The 17604-nt window shown below is 39.4% G+C and carries 15 protein-coding genes; 6 read left to right on the top strand and 9 right to left on the bottom strand.

Annotated features, from left to right (window positions below; genetic code table 11):
• Positions 1-4: 4 nt before the first annotated feature.
• The 3 genes from HQN86_RS07580 to HQN86_RS07590 are packed head-to-tail and all read right to left on the bottom strand — an operon-like array spanning position 5 to position 4052.
• Positions 5-1069, bottom strand: coding sequence for a helix-turn-helix transcriptional regulator (locus tag HQN86_RS07580; RefSeq protein ID WP_172660416.1), 1065 nt, complete (start codon positions 1067-1069; stop codon positions 5-7).
• Positions 1070-1116: 47 nt separating this feature from the next.
• Positions 1117-1680, bottom strand: a complete 564-nt coding sequence (locus tag HQN86_RS07585) for a biliverdin-producing heme oxygenase (RefSeq protein WP_172660417.1) — start codon at positions 1678-1680, stop codon at positions 1117-1119.
• 38 nt (positions 1681-1718) lie between these two features.
• Complete coding sequence (locus HQN86_RS07590; RefSeq protein WP_172660418.1) at positions 1719-4052, bottom strand: TonB-dependent receptor; 2334 nt, start codon at positions 4050-4052, stop codon at positions 1719-1721.
• Positions 4053-4442: 390 nt separating this feature from the next.
• Here HQN86_RS07590 and HQN86_RS07595 point away from each other — a divergent pair, with 390 nt between their 5' ends.
• The 4 genes from HQN86_RS07595 to HQN86_RS07610 all read left to right on the top strand — a co-directional run bounded on the left by HQN86_RS07595 (position 4443) and on the right by HQN86_RS07610 (position 7343).
• Entirely contained in the window at positions 4443-5273 is an 831-nt protein-coding gene (locus HQN86_RS07595) for a heme/hemin ABC transporter substrate-binding protein (RefSeq protein ID WP_172660419.1), read from the top strand.
• Between the two features lie 3 nt (positions 5274-5276).
• Positions 5277-6320 (top strand): FecCD family ABC transporter permease, encoded by a 1044-nt coding sequence (locus tag HQN86_RS07600; protein WP_172660420.1) that lies wholly within the window; start codon positions 5277-5279, stop codon positions 6318-6320.
• A gap of 4 nt (positions 6321-6324) precedes the next feature.
• Positions 6325-7110 (top strand): heme ABC transporter ATP-binding protein, encoded by a 786-nt coding sequence (locus tag HQN86_RS07605; protein ID WP_449580839.1) that lies wholly within the window; start codon positions 6325-6327, stop codon positions 7108-7110.
• Positions 7111-7211: 101 nt separating this feature from the next.
• Positions 7212-7343, top strand: a complete 132-nt coding sequence (locus HQN86_RS07610; RefSeq protein WP_172660422.1) for an alanyl-tRNA synthetase — start codon at positions 7212-7214, stop codon at positions 7341-7343.
• Between the two features lie 123 nt (positions 7344-7466).
• Here HQN86_RS07610 and HQN86_RS07615 read toward each other — a convergent pair whose 3' ends face one another.
• The 4 genes from HQN86_RS07615 to HQN86_RS07630 are packed head-to-tail and all read right to left on the bottom strand — an operon-like array spanning position 7467 to position 11459.
• Positions 7467-8534, bottom strand: coding sequence for a dipeptidase (locus HQN86_RS07615; protein WP_172660423.1), 1068 nt, complete (start codon positions 8532-8534; stop codon positions 7467-7469).
• A 3-nt stretch (positions 8535-8537) separates the two neighbouring features.
• Positions 8538-9671 (bottom strand): D-TA family PLP-dependent enzyme, encoded by a 1134-nt coding sequence (locus tag HQN86_RS07620; RefSeq protein ID WP_172660424.1) that lies wholly within the window; start codon positions 9669-9671, stop codon positions 8538-8540.
• Positions 9664-10137 carry a RidA family protein gene (locus HQN86_RS07625; RefSeq protein ID WP_048906113.1) on the bottom strand — a complete coding sequence of 158 codons (474 nt, stop codon included), beginning with the start codon at positions 10135-10137 and terminating at the stop codon, positions 9664-9666. Before HQN86_RS07625 ends, HQN86_RS07620 begins: the two co-directional genes overlap by 8 nt.
• 8 nt (positions 10138-10145) lie before the next feature.
• The gene (locus HQN86_RS07630) at positions 10146-11459 is read right to left on the bottom strand and encodes a gluconate:H+ symporter (RefSeq protein WP_172660425.1); all 1314 of its coding nucleotides are present in this window, start codon (positions 11457-11459) and stop codon (positions 10146-10148) included.
• Between the two features lie 83 nt (positions 11460-11542).
• Between HQN86_RS07630 and HQN86_RS07635 the strand changes: the two genes are divergently transcribed.
• A complete protein-coding gene (locus HQN86_RS07635) occupies positions 11543-12241 on the top strand; it encodes a 3-keto-disaccharide hydrolase (protein ID WP_172660426.1) in 699 nt (232 codons plus the stop codon).
• A 214-nt stretch (positions 12242-12455) separates the two neighbouring features.
• On the opposite strand, the gene alaS is transcribed toward HQN86_RS07635, so the two are convergent.
• On the bottom strand, positions 12456-15155 hold the full coding sequence (gene alaS, locus HQN86_RS07640) for an alanine--tRNA ligase (protein WP_172660427.1): 2700 nt from the start codon (positions 15153-15155) through the stop codon (positions 12456-12458).
• A 148-nt stretch (positions 15156-15303) separates the two neighbouring features.
• Between alaS and HQN86_RS07645 the strand changes: the two genes are divergently transcribed.
• The gene (locus HQN86_RS07645; RefSeq protein ID WP_048906117.1) at positions 15304-15639 is read left to right on the top strand and encodes a MerR family transcriptional regulator; all 336 of its coding nucleotides are present in this window, start codon (positions 15304-15306) and stop codon (positions 15637-15639) included.
• Positions 15640-15899: 260 nt separating this feature from the next.
• Here the strand turns inward: HQN86_RS07645 and HQN86_RS07650 are convergent, their stop codons facing one another.
• The gene (locus HQN86_RS07650) at positions 15900-17588 is read right to left on the bottom strand and encodes a sodium/sugar symporter (protein WP_172660428.1); all 1689 of its coding nucleotides are present in this window, start codon (positions 17586-17588) and stop codon (positions 15900-15902) included.
• Between the last annotated feature and the right edge of the window lie 16 nt (positions 17589-17604).

Here is a 17604-nt window from a genome sequence, read left to right on the forward strand (position 1 = left end):
AGGGTTATTTATTCAGTGCCAGGGCATGCTCTTCATCAGATTTAATTTCGCTGGGTAAAATACCGAAGTAGCGCTTAAAGGCGTCGGTAAGATGACTTTGATGATTAAATCCTACAGCCGCAGCTACCTGGCCTATACTTTTCTTCTCATCCAGAATCAATCTTCTGGCTTCCTCCATTCTTAACCTCGTTACGTAACCATAAATGGTAGTACCAAAGTATTCCTTAAATCCACGCTTAAGTTTAAACTCGTTTAGCGTAATCTGTTTTGCCAGCTCAATAATTGTTGGCGGATAGGTATACTCTGCATCAAGTATGTTCCTTGCATGTTCAATTTTTTTAAGGTCATCCTGTTTAATCATATACTTGTCAACCTCTGCCATGCCAGATTGCATTTGCTCCAGCTGAAGCATCAGTAACTCAAGGATCTTGGATTCGGTATGAAGTCTCTTAAGTTCCCCGCTTCTTTTACATTCACAGATGTCATTAATCACCCGTTTCATTTCAGTAGTCACAGGTAAATCTTTGGCAGCATAAGAGGTATATCTTCCTTTTAATATCTCTCTTACAAAGTCGCTATGAAGCAACGAATGCTGATCAATCAGGTGAAAGTAGTATTGTTTTGAAAGTACCAGCAAGAAGTATTTATACTCAATACCAGACATCATCGGATACTTACCTTTTATAGAGGGTATGTATCGGATATTGTGCCTGCTACCCGTCCTCCTTCCTTCTTTGTCAGAAGATTTACTTTTTGCTTCACTACTTTTCTGCGCAGGTATATCGCTTGATTTTTCATTTGATGGATTAGTGCCATAAAAAATAAACTGTGAAGTAATTGCCTCTCCCTCAATTTCAGAAAGCACTTTTACGTGTTCAGAGAACTGCATTGTTGAGTGAACCAAAAAAAGCCCACCTGCGCTAAGCTGGTAATTAACCAGCTTCTGTGCAGGCAAACTCTTTATATTCACATTCTTCTCTGAAAGTGGTGTATTCGGAGAATAGAGTTCGGGGATTTCTTCAATGAACAGCCAGTCGTCCGACCCTTCTATTTTTGATTTAATCTTCATCAGCTTGTTTTGTATTTTTTAATAGGGACGATATAGGAAAGCTATTTTTATGAAGCAACTGAAACTTCTCCAAAAACATCAGAAAATCGAGAAAACGTTTCGTTGGCAGCAATAATGGCCTGTCCTTCCTGCGCTTCAGTTTGCACCTGAGTATTCATTACGCCTACAAACTTACCCCACATCTGACCGGTAGCTTCTCCATAACCAGAAAAGAAGGATACCCCTTCATTAATTCCATATTTAGCAAGCATTTGTACAATGATGCTTCCCCCCATAATAGAGCCTTCCATCACATATAATGCACCTAATGCCGAAGCTACATTACCTATTTGTGGGGTTTGTACAGCAGGCAAATCATTAAGATCTCCGCCTAGTTGCTCAATATCAGCTTTCAGATAGGCAGAATTTCTTCTTTCTGCATAATCTGGTAATAACTCGTTGATAATATATGGAGCAACAGCTTGTTCTACTGCATTGAAGTAAACGTAGAAATGCTTTAGCAGATCTGCGTAGTCGGCATTACTGCGTATAGATTTCAATTTCAATATTACTTTTTTTTCTAATTGCTGGTGGGCTTCTTTAGTAGCCTCTTTAATGTTTGTACTTAACATATTGGTGTTATTTAAGGGGTTAACTATATTTAAAAGGTTTATTCATTTTTAAAAAATCTCCAGCTAATACCACACAGTATGGCACGCCCCTGCTGTCCGGGCATTAACTGGTCCCGATAATTCATCAGGTTATCTGCAGTGATCTGCAACTGCAGATGCTTGTTATACAATGTTTTTTGCACTGCCAGATTCAGCAGAAAAAAGCTTTTCACAAATTTATCCCAGGGATCAAGAAAGTTATTAGCCCTGTTATCTTCCATAAAACCATACTTACTCCTATAATTCACACGAAATGAACCTGTTAATCCTGATGGCTCGTGAGCATAACTAATCTTTACATTGGCCATATGTCGCGATCTGTTGTTCATACCCAGGTAATCGCTACGTTTTGAGCGGCGTGTTTCGTTGGCATCGGTGTCATAAACTTGCTCATACAAGCCAGTGCCATTCTTTATAGAGTCAACAACACCTTTATCTACCGCATAAAGCAATTGATAGCCGGCCGAAAGATGAATTGATTTGGACGCTTTATAATTGACACCTATTTCTGCTCCGGCAGTATATGCTTTGGCAATATTCATATAAGAATAAATCTGCTGACCGCTTGTTTTGAATGCAACCTGTTCAGAATTAATGAAATTCTTCATGTCATTATAGAACACATTCACATCCACATCCAATGCGCCAAAGGGCTTATAGGCAAACCCACCGCTATAAGAAACAGAGCGCTCCGGTTTCAAACTACCAATACGTTTGGCACTTGGAAAAACACTCATGATCTGTCCCGCTTCCTGAAGGATCTGGATTTCGCGCCAGAATTCCTCTGCCCCAAATACAGAGTAGCCGGTCTGCACATTGGTAAAAATCATATACAGTTGCTGAAAGTTCGGTGTTTTAAATCCGGTTCCGACTGCAGCCCTAAATGTTAAATTTTTTAGTGCATTATACCGCATCCCCAAACTTGGATTTAATTTAGAATCGTATTTATCATGATAGTCGAATCTTGCACCCCCGGTAAATGAAAGCCTTTCAGCAGCCTGAAAATCAAACTGACCATATAGAAAGTAATTCGCCATGCTTTTATTACCTCTATAAGAAGTATTATCCAGCAATTCATAAGCTCCTCCTGCCCCTCCTGTTAGTTCCAATAAAGGCCCCATATTTTTGGAAACCTGCATTTCTGCTCGATGCAGGTATTGTTTAAAATCACTACCCGGCATAATAAAACCACTTTCTAAATCAGTAACATTCTGTTCGTTCTGGTACCTTGTCAGGTAGTATTGTGATTTTAGTTTTAAGCCATTTCGGAAATTGTCGTTTAAGGCCAAAGAACCGTTAAGGTCATATTCATCAAGCACATCCATACTAGGATTAAGGTTCTGATAGGCGATCTTATTTTCAGAATGCCTGGTAACAAACCTGCCATTAAAACTTAGCGTACTAATGTCGCTCAGCAAATATCTACCCCTACCCTGAAAAGCATAACTATTAAAGGGCGGGGCAGTTTTTCCGTCTGATAAATAAGGGTTTGAGTTGAACCCATCTGTTCGGTAATAATTTCCGGATAAATAAGCTGATCCCCTTTTACCTGCAAAAGGAGTTTCGCCTTCCAAAGTTGCATCCACCATATTAAAACTTCCATACCTCAGCGCAGCCAGTCCCTGTGGATGACTTATATTTTTACGTGTTACAATGTTTACAACACCAGCCAGCGCCTCGCTACCAAATAGGCAGGATGATGCGCCCTTAATGATTTCTATACGCTCAATATTTGAGACTGTAATGCGGGAAAGGTCAAAATTTCCGTTGTTCCGCCCCACCATGGGTTGACCATCTATCATGATCATTGTATATCCGCTGTCGAAACCCTGCATTTGCAGACCAACCGCTCGGTTTCCAGATCCTATATCATTTACAATTGCAAGCCCTGTCTGCTCCTTCAATACCTCATCGAGCCTCCTGCTACCCATCATTTCAATCTCCTGCCGTGTAATCACTTTACTGGGCATCGCAGTGCGGGTCATGTCAATAAAATTATCCGGATTACTGTGTATTCCTGTTACATTAATCTCGTTCAACTCCTTATTTCCAGGCTTAAGCCGAATAAAAATCGTGCTCATCTTCCCCATTTCTATTTCTATTTCCTTTGTCTGCGCATCAAATCCTACTGCCGAAACTGTTAATTTATAAGTACCTCCATAAAGTCCGGTAATCTTAAATCTTCCCTTCGAATCACTAAGTGCTTTTTTGTGGTCAGGTTGAAGCGTAACAGCAATCCCCTGAAGTAACTTGCCGTTCTCATCTGTTATGATCCCCTCCAGACTCCCCAGTTTATCCGCACTAAAAGCAGGCAGACTGAATAAGGTAAACAAGAAAATCAAACACCTTTTAATGAAATGAAAGCCACACATGAATTGTAATTTGTTATTTTTAATCAGTCTAAATAAGATCACAAATATGCTTACATTTGTCAGAAATAAAGCAACGCGAAGAGGATTATTTTTAACCATTTCGGGATTGTTTTTACGGATTCAGGATGATTTTTGCAAAAAAAAGAGGAAAAAGATAGCTAAAAAGCAATTTCAAATAGAAACACAAAACACTAATAAACAACGAAATACAGCGCAAAACAATCCAATAAAATGAAAATAAAAGCTGCACTAAAAAATATATACCAATACCGTTAACACCAATTAAATTATTTGGAATGATTTTAATTAAGTCGTCCTTTGTTAAAGAAAACAACCCACAAAAACATAAAAATGATCAGATTCTTCTATATTTCTCTTCTTCTTATTCTAGGTTACAATACCTTATTTGCAGTCGCACCAAAACGCATTATCACTCTTAGTGGCGCACTTACCGAAACCGTAGATGCATTGGGGTACGGCCCACAGATTGTTGCTGTAGATGTAACAAGTACTTATCCCGCTTATGTAAATAAAATTGAGAAGGTAAGCCAAAACCGAAGTATATCTGCAGAAGGTGTCATTTCTTTCACTCCCGATCTTGTGCTCGCTCCTGAAGGTGCATTGTCAAATGCAATAGAATTTCAATTAAAATCTGCAGGGATCAAAGTAGTTACAGTAAAGCAAGAATACTCCGCAAAGGGTGCCGTTACCTTTATCAGACAAGTGGCAAGCGCTCTGAATAATATTCCAAAAGGAGAAGAATTGGTTAAACAAACAACATTAAGCGTAAATAAGGCTCTCGAAGTAGTAAAGAAAAACCCAAAATCTCCTAAAGTGCTTTTTTTATATGCCAGAGGTGCCGGTACCATGATGGTGGCCGGTAAGGACACAAATCTGGATGCAATTATCAAGCTTGCTGGCGGTAAAAATGCCGCTCAGGGTTTTTCGAAGTTCAAACCGTATACCACAGAATCTTTAGTAAATGCAAATCCAGATCTCATATTGATGTTTGATTTCGGGTATAAAAGTCTTGGCGGTATTAACAGTATTCTTAAAATGCCTGGTGTTTCCCTAACAAATGCAGGCAAAAACAAAAGGATAGTGCAGATGGATGGCGAATTGTTAGTCAACTTTTCGGTCCGTCTTGCTCAGGCAATCACACAATTAAATGCTAATTGGTAAGTAGTGAATAAGAAAACAGGTCTATACATATTGCTTATTGTGGCATTGCTGATTAGCGCAGGACTTTCCATGGGGCTTGGTGCCGTACAGATTCCTTTGAAAGAGGTTGTCGTAATTTTAGGCAAAAAAATCGGATTGTTTAGCGAATTACCCGTATCCACACAACATGAAGGAGTACTGAACATTGTACGAATACCACGGGTAATACTCGGGCTACTGGTAGGTGCCGCCTTAGGCATTTCTGGTACAGCTGTACAGGGTATTTTCAGAAACCCCTTGGCAGAACCGGGATTAATTGGAATTTCTGCCGGCGCTTCTTTAATGGCAGTGATCATTATTGTACTGGAGGCAACACTGTTGGTAGGCCTAAGTAACATCACGGGCTACTATATAATGGCCTTTGGTGCTTTTGCAGGCGCGGGCTTAGCAGCTTTAATTGTATATCAGATCTCCAGAACCGACGGCAAATCTAATGTTGCCACTATGCTTTTGGCCGGCATTGCAATTAATGCCCTTGCAGGTGCATTAACAGGACTCATAACCTATGCCGCTGATGATCAGCAATTACGCAACATCACTTTCTGGATGCTCGGAAGTCTGGCCGGAGCAACCTGGGAAACTGTAATTTCTCTACTTCCTTTTGTTTTAATCCCTCTGGTATTACTTCCCGGTATGGGAAAGGCATTAAATGCTTTCTCTCTTGGCGAAATACAGGCTGCTCAGCTGGGCCTTAAAGTTAATGTAGTAAAAAGAAATGTTGTCATACTTGCAACTATGGCCGTAGGTGCAGCCGTTGCAGTATCGGGTATCATTGGCTTTATCGGGTTGCTGGTTCCGCACACCATACGGTTAGTTATTGGAGTCGACAACAAACATGTCTTACCGGCATCAGCTTTATTTGGCGCTTTAATGCTTACCATATCAGATATGATTTGCCGCATTATCATTGCCCCAATAGAACTTCCTATTGGTGTAATAACAGCATTAATGGGCACTCCATTGTTTCTGTATATTTTAGTTAAGGACAAGAAAAAACTGGTTATATAAAATGTTGATAGCAGATTCATTAACTTTCGAAGCAGGCAGAAGAGCCTTAGTCAAAGATGTTTCCTTTAGCATCCGACCGGGTGAACTATTATTGATATTAGGTGCTAATGGTGCCGGTAAATCAACGCTGCTAAAAATGCTGAGCGGAGAAAAAATACCATCAAAGGGTGTTGTAAAACTACATAACAAAGAAATTCAGCAATACAGTCCCTCCCTGCTTGCATTAAAACGTGGTGTAATGAACCAGCAAAATGTGATTAACATGGCCTTTACCGTTACAGAAATTGTGATGATGGGCAGATATCCTCATTATAAGAGTAACCCTTCTATAAATGATACAGAAATTATTCAGCAGGTGATGGAACTTACCGGGGTAAAGGATTTTTCAGAACGTTCGTACCTAACCCTATCCGGAGGTGAACAGCAAAGGGTTCAGTTGGCCCGGGTGCTGGCCCAAATATGGGATGTATCAAATGCCTTACTGCTTATGGATGAACCGGTAGCTAGCCTCGACCTTCAATACCAGCAGCAAACACTGGCTATTGCCAAGATGCTCACCAAACGTGGATTTATGGTTATCAGTATTTTACACGACATTAACCTGGCCGCTCAGTATGGCGACAGAATACTTTTGTTGAAAAATGGACGGAAATGGTACGACGGTGCTCCCGCAGAGGTACTGAGTAGTAAAAACATCTATGAAGTATTTGAAATCGACTCGGATGTTTATACCAATCCGCGAACGTTAAAACACTTCTTTATTCCTAAAGATGTTAAAATAGCCACTTAAATTTTTACAATAATATATCATAAAAACCTGATAATTATTAAGCAAATCTTTAGATTTGTTTAAGTCTAAATCTCATTATAGATAAACATAAATTATAGAGTATGACTACTAACACTTCAGAAAAAAAAGCTGCAATCCTAAAATGGCTGAAAAAAGTCGGCGTTTGGGGATTCTTGTTTTTCCTGATAAAAGGCCTGATCTGGCTGGCCGTAGGGTATTGGGCGCTTAAATAAATAAACGACTTTCAGACGACTATTGAACGACTTTGAAACGACTCTGACCGACCTTTATCATTAAAAAGGCTTTTTAGAGTGGTTTAAATGTTAACCTATTGACTAAGGTATTATAGACCTCAATTACCAAGCTTTTCGCAAAAACCTTAACCAGTTTCCACTCATCAGATTTTCAATATCCAGGTCCGAATATCCTCTGGCCTTAAACAATGCAGGTACTTTTTGAAGATCAGCAATAGTTTCCAGATCGTAAGGACACTGTTCCTTCCCAAATGCACCATCAAGATCAGAACCAATTCCAACATGATGCGTATTTCCTGCTAATTGACAAATATGATCTATGTGATCAATCATCACATCCAGATTGCAATTCATATCCTTTGGGGTAGACTTACCACGCACCCAGTTAGGCACCATCATCCAGGCATCTAAAGCACCACCAATAACTGCACCCCGTTCTATTAGCGCCTTGATCTGATCATCACTAAACTGACGGTTATGGTTCACAAGTGCCCGGCAGTTGTTATGTGAAGCCCAAACATGGCCGTTAAAATGATCAAGGGCTTCCCAAAAACTATCATCACATAAGTGTGTAGCATCTAAAATAATATTCAACCGCTCCATTTCCTTAAGCAACTCATGACCCTTAGGCCCCATAAATCCAGTTGCATCAGTACCCTGAGCATACCTTCCAGGACCATAATGAGCTGGGCCAACAGCTCTTAAACCATTTTGATACGCTTTTTCTAAATGCCCAATGGTTACTATAGAATCAGCACCTTCGAGACTTAAAATATAGCCAATTGGTTTTTGAGCATCCAAGGTATCAGCAGCCCATAAAGCAAGGTGCTTTTCTAAACCTGCCAGATCAGTAATCTGCACCATCTCCCCTGCCTCCTCCATTGCTTTATACCATGCAAGCTGACCTTGGGTTTGCGCCCATGCCTGTGCCGGGGAGTGCCATCCGGGCAACTTATTCCCTGGTGCTACATATCGGGCAATCTGGGTGGCTACAACAAGTCCGATTTTACCTTTTCTAAGTTCGGGTAACGAGACAACTGCTTTTGCCCTATCCGGCTTATCAGTTAATCCCTCCTCCCTCGCATTGATCGAAGAAACAGGCAAAGTCAAATCACGATTCCACTCCAAAGCATTCATGCTTAAATCCAAATGCGCATCAATTGTAAACATAGGTTATATATTAATCTTTCTATTTCTTGAAACAATGGCCCATTCGCCGGTAATTTTATAATCTATAACCGTCGCTGCATGGTCATATAAGGCAACAGTTGGACAAATATGGATTGGCAAACCATACAAAACATCCCCTATTTTAAAACCATGTCCTTTAGTCATTTCCAATACCAAATGCTCTTCGCTCTGACTTATTATTTTGGCATCCGGAGCATTCAAAAATGAAACTCTTTTAGTAAGTTCATTTTCTGCAGCTACAGCTTTATGTCCTAAATCCAGACTTATTTTGGTTTCATCCGGCAAAGAAATTACGCGACTTATAAGAACCGCTGCAATTAAATACTCCTGCTCTTCAAAAGAGTTTTGGTATCCTTTATCCCACAGAATAAATGTACCCGGACTACATTCTACTTCGGGTTGTTCCGCGTAAAAAGGATAAGTAGGCGTACCACCACCTACAATAACCGGCACAGGCAAACCTTTAGCTACAATGCTATCTTTTAAGTTTTTAAGTAAATTCCAGCCAACCTGCCACTTCTCCCTTCTTTGCGATAATGAAACATCATGGATATGACCATCATAACCATGCAAACCTATAGCATTTATTCCGCCGGAAACATTCATTTTCTGGTAAAGTGCCAGCGCCTTTTCGTTGGGTAAAATGCCCGTTCGGTTCATCCCTAAGTTCAGATCCAGAAACAAATTTATTTCCAAACCCGATTCAACAGCAGCTTCCGAAAGTTCATTTAATGATTGCTCATTATCGACCAAACACGAAAATCGTGTTAGCGGAAAAGCTTTTATAAGCGATACGTATCTTTTAACTTTTGGGCCAACAGGCTGATAGGCCAGCAAAACATCCTCAGCACCGCAAAGGGCTAACATCTCTGCCTCTGCAATTGTAGCACATTTAAACTTAGCTATTCCGGCATTTATCATCAACAAGGTAACCTCACTGGATTTATGAGTCTTTACATGAGGTCGCAATCTGCTAACCGAATCAATGCTGGCTTTTAACTGAGTGATGTTATCTGCAATACGATCAGGGTAAAAGACCAATGCCGGTGAATCAAGTTCACTCACATTATCAACCTCAAACCAATACCGGTTTGTTAGTTTTTTAGGGTTATTCATGAAGTTCGAATAAAGCTTCAATCTCTACAGGGATGTTGTCAGGCAACGACCCAAAACCTACCGCACTTCTGGTGCCAATGCCATTTTCTTCTCCCCAAACCTGGGCAAAAAGTTCGCTACAACCGTTAATTACAAAGGGATGCCTTTCGAAATCTGGCGTGCAATTTACCATCCCTAAAACTTTGATTACTCTTTTTACACGGTTTAAGCTGCCTAAATTTGTTTTTATGGTTGATAACATGGTTAACCCTACTTGTCTTGCAGCAAGTTTACCTTCTTCTTTATCAAATTCAACACCCACACGTCCGATTATCAAACTTTTATCATCTCTAACAGGCCCATGTCCTGATAAATAAAGATACTTTCCATCAATCAAAAAAGGTTTATAAACACCCAAAGGTGTTGGCGCCGGAGGCAATGTTAATCCTAATTTTTCAAACTGTTCATCTGCATTAAAAGTTCCCATATCTATATTTAAATAATTTGATTTAATAAAAGTACGCCAACCAATCCAACAACACCTACTATTGATTCCATTACGGCCCACGATTTAAAGGTATCCTTCATACTTAAGTTAAAGTACTCTTTAAACATCCAGAATCCGGAATCGTTTACGTGCGAAAACATTAAACTGCCTGCACCAACTGCCAAAACCATTAAGTTAGGATCTGTATTAGACGATACCATCAAAGGTAAAATAATCCCCGCAGTTGTCAAGCCTGCTACTGTTGCAGAACCCACACAAAAACGAATAATTGCGGCAATTAACCAGCCTAAAAATAAAGGCTGCATATCCATATCCTTTAAAAGGACTGCTATTTGTCCGCTTACCCCACTATCTACCAAAACTTGCTTTAATGCGCCAGATCCACCGATAATTAACAATATCATGGCAACATCTTTAATCGCTTCGCCATAGATATTCATGATATCCCCCATTTTCTTGCCCTGAAAAATACCTAGCGAAAATGTTGCAACAAACAATGCAATAAGCATGGCAATTGTCGGACTTCCCGCAAAAGCAAAGAAATTGGACACAGCTGGATTCTGATTTTCTGAAAATGTGAATACTGTAGCGCCTATTAAAAGTAAAACAGGCAGTAAGGCCGTAAAAAAGCTATTAAATGTGCCCGGCAATTCTTCTTCAGGCATATCGGCAGGAACAAAAGATGCCAATGGTTTTGATGGAATAGCTTTAAGCGTTCTCGAAAACAATGGTCCACCTATAATAATGGCAGGTACAGCTACAATTAATCCGTACAACAACGTTAAACCCATATTGGCCTTAAACTGAATAACAAGTGCAGAAGGCGAAGGATGCGGTGGTAAAAATCCGTGAGTAACAGATAAAGCAGCAAGCATAGGCAAACCGATGTAAATAACAGGCAACTTATACTTGTAAACAATAGAAAAAATCAACGGAACCATTAACACAAAACCTATCCCGTAAAACAATGGAATACCGATTAGGAACCCCGTAGTAACTACTCCCCATTGTATATATTTCTCTCCGCAAAAATTCATCATAGAGGATGCAATTCTTTGCGCTGCGCCACTTTGGGCCACAAGTTTACCCAACATAGCCCCCACAGTAATGATTACTACCAAAGAGCCTAAAACATCTCCAATTCCCTTTTCTACGGAGGCCGTAACTTTATTAAGTGGAATGCCCAGTAAAATACCGGCAAGTATAGATACAATTAGAAATGCAACAAATGCATTGACCTTAAATGCTGAAACTAAAACAATCAGAAATAGGATACACAATAGGACGATTAGGATGGTCATACTTTCTTATTTTATTTGGAAAACACAAAATAGAAAAAAAAGCGAGTTGCTAAAAGTATTTCTATATTAGTATTACAATAAAGATGAAAAGAAACCTAACCAAATCACTTCTGGCACTGGCTTTAATTTTAAGCTCAGCTGCCTCATTTGCTCAATCAAAGAGCTTGTTTAATGGCAAAGACCTAACCGGATGGCATGCAGATGTTCCTGAAATGGATAAAGATTCAAACGCCCGGATGCCTTTTATCATTCGTAACGGCTTATTGGTAAGTTTGGGAACTCCAGGAGGTCACCTGATTACCGATGCTACTTATAAAAATTACCGTTTGGAAGTACAATATCGTTTTGCCGCCAAACCAGGCAATTGTGGTGTACTTGTACATGCTTCTACACCGAGGGCACTTTACGATATGTTCCCAAAATCAATAGAAGTACAAATGCAGCATACTATGGCCGGTGATTTTTGGTGTATCCAGGAAGACATTACTGTTCCTGATATGGAAACAAGACGTGGTCCCAAAGAAAACTGGGGCGTTAATGGCGATAAGCTTAGAAGAATAAAAAGATTGGTTCAGGATGTTGAGAAACCTGTAGGCGAATGGAATAAAATGGTTATCGAATGTTTGGGTGATCAGGTGAAAGTATGGGTTAACGACGTTTTTGTAAACCATGGAACCAATTGCACGGTAAGTAGCGGCAATATTGCATTGCAGGCAGAGGGCTCTGAAGTGGAGTTTAGAAAAGTGGTATTGGAACCGATTAAGAAATTAACGGTAAAATAGCCATTCTACTCTAAGACTGGAATCTTTTGCCCGCTTCGCTAAATGGGCAAAATTTCCTAGGCCTTTTCGCAGAAAGTCAATTTTTAGTAAAGCGAGTAAACTAAGTTATCGTTCTAAAATAGCCACCTCGTCATCTCGACAATAGGAGGAGAGATCTCTCCTCCTATTGTCGAGATGACGACTGTATTAAGGCTATAGCTTTAAAATAGTATAACTAACTGATCAATGATTCAGCTTTAGTTAAAACAGCAGCTAAACCATCTTTATTTTTTCCGCCAGCTGTAGCGTAGAAAGGCTGTCCGCCACCCCCGCCTTGTATATCTTTTGCTAGTTCCCTAACTATATTAGAAGCATTAAGGCCTTTATCTTTAACTAGATTCTCTGATAACATTACTGTAATTCCAGGTTTATCATCAATTAAGGTAGTAAACACAAGGAACAGATCATCAACCAGATCCTTAACTGAAAACGCTAAGTTTTTAACAGCTTCTGCATTTGGGAGATCAACGTGGGTTGCAATCAGATTAATGCCATTAATAGTTTTAAGGTGATGTACAATTTCATGCTTAAGATTTGCAGCTTGTTCACCAACAGCCTTATCAGCGTCCTTTTTAAGCTTTGCATTTTCTTCGATAAGTGCAGCAACAGCGGCTTTAAGGTCCTTATTTCCCTTTAATAACGATCTTAGCTCATTTAGCTCCTTGTTTTGTTCCAAAATAAAAGCTTCAGCCTTGTCAGCTGTAATTGCTTCTATTCTTCTTACACCAGCAGCAACAGCACTTTCAGATGTGATTTTAAAATAACCGATCTGACCTGTTGCCTGTACGTGAGTACCACCGCAAAGCTCTTTAGAATAATGATCATCAAAGGTGATGATGCGTACTAAATCTCCATACTTTTCACCAAATAAAGCAGTTACGCCGCTCGAAATGGCCTGATCATATGGAACATATCTTTGCTCCTTTAAAGGAATGTTTTCTCTTACTTTCTGATTAACCAGATGTTCAATCTGCGCCAATTCCTCATCAGTAACTTTTGCAAAATGCGAAAAGTCGAACCGCAGGTAATCAGGGTTTACCAATGAACCTTTTTGATTTACGTGCGACCCTAATACTTTTTTCAATGCAGCATGCAACAAGTGTGTGGCGCTATGGTTATCCTGAGATAGTAAACGTTTATCTTCATCAATAACAGCCCAAAACTGACCATCAACATCTTCAGGTAAGGTATCGGCATAATGTACAATTACGCCGTTTTCTTTCTTGGTATCAGTTATTTCAACAAAGAAAAGACGACTATGATCTTCTAAACGACCTGTATCACCAACCTGACCACCACTTTCAGCATAAAAAGGGGTTTTACTCAACACAATCTGATACTGGTCTTTGCCCTTTGCGCTAACCTTGCGGTACTTTACAATCTCCGTTTCAGCCTCAGAATCGTCATATCCCACAAATTCAACCTCAAGATCAGGATTTACCACAACCCAGTCTCCGGTATCAACCGCAGTAGCTGCACGAGAACGCTCTTTTTGTTTTAAAAGCGCCTTGTTATATTCTTCCATATCAACCGTCCAGCGTTGTTCTCTGGCCATCAATTCAGTTAAATCTATCGGAAATCCATAGGTATCATTCAGCTCAAAAGCAAACTCACCTGAAATCACCATCTGGTCTTTCAATATGCTGTGAACCCATGGATCATCAAATCTTTTTTCAAGCTCAATAGCATTCTCTGCCATTAATACTTCGCCTTGCTTTTTAGTGTAATTATCAAAGCGTTGGATACCTGTAGCTAAAGTTCTTAAGAAAGAAATTTCCTCTTCTAAAACTACCTTTTGCACAAAATCCTGCTGCATTGAAAGCTCATCAAATACCCCTTTAAATTGCTCGGCCAATACAGGCACCAGTTGATTTAAAAACGGGTCTTTAAGGTTAAGGAAAGTATAAGCATACCTAACCGCGCGACGCAAAATACGACGGATCACATAGCCTGCTTTATTATTAGAAGGCAACTGTCCATCGGCAATTACAAACGAAATGGCACGGATATGATCAGCCATCACGCGCATAGCGATATCCGTTTTTTCATCTACACCATAATCAATCCCCGCATGTTTAGCGATGAATTGAATTAAGGGTTGAAAAACATCGGTATCATAGTTTGAAGATTTCTCCTGCAATACGCGAACTAAACGCTCAAAACCCATTCCAGTATCTACATGCTGGGCAGGAAGCGGTTGCAATGAACCATCTTTTAAACGGTTAAACTGCATAAATACATTGTTCCATATCTCAATAACCTGAGGATGGTCGGCATTTACAAGCGATTTACCTTCAACGGCTTTACGCTCCTCATCCGATCTGCAATCAACATGGATTTCAGAGCATGGACCACATGGTCCCGTATCGCCCATTTCCCAAAAATTATCTTTTTTATTACCTAAAATAATGCGGTCTTCAGGAACATATTGCTTCCAAAGCTCGTAAGCCTCGGTATCCCTTGGCAAACCTTCTTTTTCGTCTCCTTCAAAAATGGAAACATATAATTTATCTTTTGGAATTTTATAAACCTCGGTCAATAGTTCCCAGCTCCAGGCAATGGCTTCTTTCTTAAAATAATCGCCAAAGCTCCAGTTTCCAAGCATTTCGAACATGGTATGGTGGTAGGTATCTATCCCTACTTCCTCCAAATCATTATGTTTTCCTGATACGCGCAAACAACGTTGGGTATCAGTTACTCTTGGATATTTTATTGGGGCTTCTCCTAAAAACAAATCTTTAAACTGATTCATTCCCGCATTAGTAAACATTAATGTGGGGTCGTTTTTAACTACAATAGGTGCCGATGAAACAATATGATGTTGTTTTGATTCGAAAAATTTTAAGTATGCCTGTCTGATTTCCTTAGCTGTCATCCTTCTCTTGATTAGTGGAACAAACTTAGATAAAAAAAAAACCTCTATCGAGGAAAATTGAAATTTTATTGTTGGATTCTACTAAAATCCCCCTACATTTGAATACTTTAAATAAAAGCTGTAAAACACTAATAATCAACACTAAAGTATGCCTTACAAAGAACGGGAAATCAATAAAATGTACTATACGATGGGTGAGGTAACCGAAATGTTTGGTGTAAACGCATCCCAAATCCGATTTTACGAAAAGGAATTTGACGTATTGCAACCTAAAAAAAATAAAAAAGGAAACCGCCTTTTTACCCCAGAAGATATTGAAAATTTAAAGATCATTTTTCATCTGGTAGAAGATAAAGGTTTCACTTTAAAGGGAGCAAAAGATCATCTGAAAAACAATACATCTGAGGTTAAAGAAAATCAAAAGATCATTGACTCGCTTGAGAAATTAAAAGATTTCTTACTGAAATTGAACGACCAGATTTAATTATTTTCATTTCTCCGGTTAATTATTTTTTATTTCGAAAATAATTAACGTGGTTAGGCAAATTTATGTCAACCACAACCGGAATATGCTCCACATTAGTAAATCCGGCAAGTAAGGACTTTAAGTTTTTTATCCAACCTGCTCTTGAGCAACATAAAATAAAAGAAATCCAGTGTATTGAAGGTACTATAAGGTACTATAAAGAAAGAGGACGATAGGTAACCAGCCCACCGTCCTAACCTAAACTGGATAAAACCTAACTACCAGTAAATTGTATATAGTGCCACAATTAGCCCGCAAACAATGATTGCACCAACTGTGAAAGCCCTATTAGTTCTAAACATTTCTTTTTCTATTTCAAGTCCGTTTGTTAGTACCCCTCTTCTGGTTTCTATGATGCTAATTGCATACATCACCACAAGACAAATGATAAATACAAAACCCATCCGGTCTAGAAATGGTATTTCATAAAGCATACTTCCATCTCTCTGTTGCACCAGCTTTGAAAAGCCTGTTGAACTAAGGAATTCCAGGTTCATCACATTTGGAAGGAATTTGAATATCACCGAAAGCGCAAAACCGCCAACTGTTGCAAATAACGCTGCATTTGAGGTTGTCTTTTTCCAGAAGAAACCTAAGATAAACATGGCAAATATACCTGGCGAGAAAAAGCCGGTATATTCCTGAATAAACTGAAAGCCACCTTTTTTATCGATACCAAGTAAAGGAGAAATGATGATGGCTACTAGCATTGCAAGGATAACAGTAATCCGTCCAATTACGACCTGCTTGTCTTCATTCGCTGTTTTATTGATTACTTTCTTGTAAATATCAAGTGTAAAAATGGTTGCAATACTATTTGCTTTACCAGCAAGGGAAGCAACTACCGCAGCGGTTAATGCGGCAAACGACAATCCCTTTAACCCGGCAGGAAGAAGATTTAAAAGCACAGGATAAGCACTGTCTGGAGATACCTCTCCGCCTTGCAACATATCTGTTTTAAAGTCACCATACCCTTCTTTGTAAAGAACAAACGCAGCTATTCCAGGAAGTACCACGATAACAGGCATCAATAATTTTAAGAAAGATGCAAAAAGAAGTCCATTTCTTGCTGTTTTAAGATCGGCTCCAAGCGCTCTCTGAGTGATGTACTGATTGCAACCCCAATAATTAAGGTTTACAATCCACATACCACCAATTAGTACAGTTAAGCCAGGCAGATCGAGATAATTCTCATTATCTTTCTTAAAGATCATATGAAAATGCTCTTCTGCGTGGACTTTTAACAGACTAAAACCCTTCATTACTCCACTTGAACCGAAATGCGTGGCTACCAGCTCTAATGCAAGATATGTAGTTGCCAAACCACCCAGGATAAGGAAAAACACCTGAATTACATCGGTATATCCAATTACCTTCATTCCACCGAGTGTAATGATGATGGAGAAAATAGCCAGCAGGTACATACACGCAGTAAGGTTAATTCCTGATATGCTGTGGATTGCCAGAGCTCCTAAATAAAGTATGGAGGTTAAGTTTACCACTACGTATAATAACAGCCAGAAAATAGCCATAATCATTGCTACAGTACCATTGTAACGTTGGTTTAAGAACTGTGGCATGGTGTATATCTTGTTTTTTAGATATACCGGTATAAAAAATACCGCCACAATTATTAAGGTAACGGCTGCCATCCACTCGTAGGTAGCAATTGCAAGTCCCATCTTAAACCCTGATCCGCTCATTCCAATAAACTGCTCAGCAGAAATATTGGAGGCAATAAGGGAAGCCCCTATTGCCCACCAGGTAAGTGAATCTTTGGCCAAAAAGAAATCTTTAGAGTTCTCCTTATGAGCCTTTTTTTGTCTATAAACCCACCATCCGTAAAGCGCAACGATCAGAAAATAAATCAGGAAAACTGCATAGTCTAATGCGCCCAGTGTTTTCATAAATTCCGGTTAATCG

Source organism: Pedobacter panaciterrae, assembly GCF_013204795.1.
In the GTDB taxonomy this organism is placed as follows: domain Bacteria; phylum Bacteroidota; class Bacteroidia; order Sphingobacteriales; family Sphingobacteriaceae; genus Pedobacter; species Pedobacter panaciterrae.

What these genes read in the sequence shown, in the direction of transcription:
- HQN86_RS07580 (WP_172660416.1), bottom strand. Translation starts at nt 1,069, where the DNA reads ATGAAGATTAAATCAAAAATAGAAGGGTCGGACGACTGGCTGTTCATT.
- HQN86_RS07585 (WP_172660417.1), bottom strand. Translation starts at nt 1,680, where the DNA reads ATGTTAAGTACAAACATTAAAGAGGCTACTAAAGAAGCCCACCAGCAA.
- HQN86_RS07595 (WP_172660419.1), top strand. Translation starts at nt 4,443, where the DNA reads ATGATCAGATTCTTCTATATTTCTCTTCTTCTTATTCTAGGTTACAAT.
- HQN86_RS07610 (WP_172660422.1), top strand. Translation starts at nt 7,212, where the DNA reads ATGACTACTAACACTTCAGAAAAAAAAGCTGCAATCCTAAAATGGCTG.
- HQN86_RS07615 (WP_172660423.1), bottom strand. Translation starts at nt 8,534, where the DNA reads ATGTTTACAATTGATGCGCATTTGGATTTAAGCATGAATGCTTTGGAG.
- HQN86_RS07620 (WP_172660424.1), bottom strand. Translation starts at nt 9,671, where the DNA reads ATGAATAACCCTAAAAAACTAACAAACCGGTATTGGTTTGAGGTTGAT.
- HQN86_RS07625 (WP_048906113.1), bottom strand. Translation starts at nt 10,137, where the DNA reads ATGGGAACTTTTAATGCAGATGAACAGTTTGAAAAATTAGGATTAACA.
- HQN86_RS07630 (WP_172660425.1), bottom strand. Translation starts at nt 11,459, where the DNA reads ATGACCATCCTAATCGTCCTATTGTGTATCCTATTTCTGATTGTTTTA.
- HQN86_RS07635 (WP_172660426.1), top strand. Translation starts at nt 11,543, where the DNA reads ATGAAAAGAAACCTAACCAAATCACTTCTGGCACTGGCTTTAATTTTA.
- alaS (WP_172660427.1), bottom strand. Translation starts at nt 15,155, where the DNA reads ATGACAGCTAAGGAAATCAGACAGGCATACTTAAAATTTTTCGAATCA.
- HQN86_RS07645 (WP_048906117.1), top strand. Translation starts at nt 15,304, where the DNA reads ATGCCTTACAAAGAACGGGAAATCAATAAAATGTACTATACGATGGGT.
- HQN86_RS07650 (WP_172660428.1), bottom strand. Translation starts at nt 17,588, where the DNA reads ATGAAAACACTGGGCGCATTAGACTATGCAGTTTTCCTGATTTATTTT.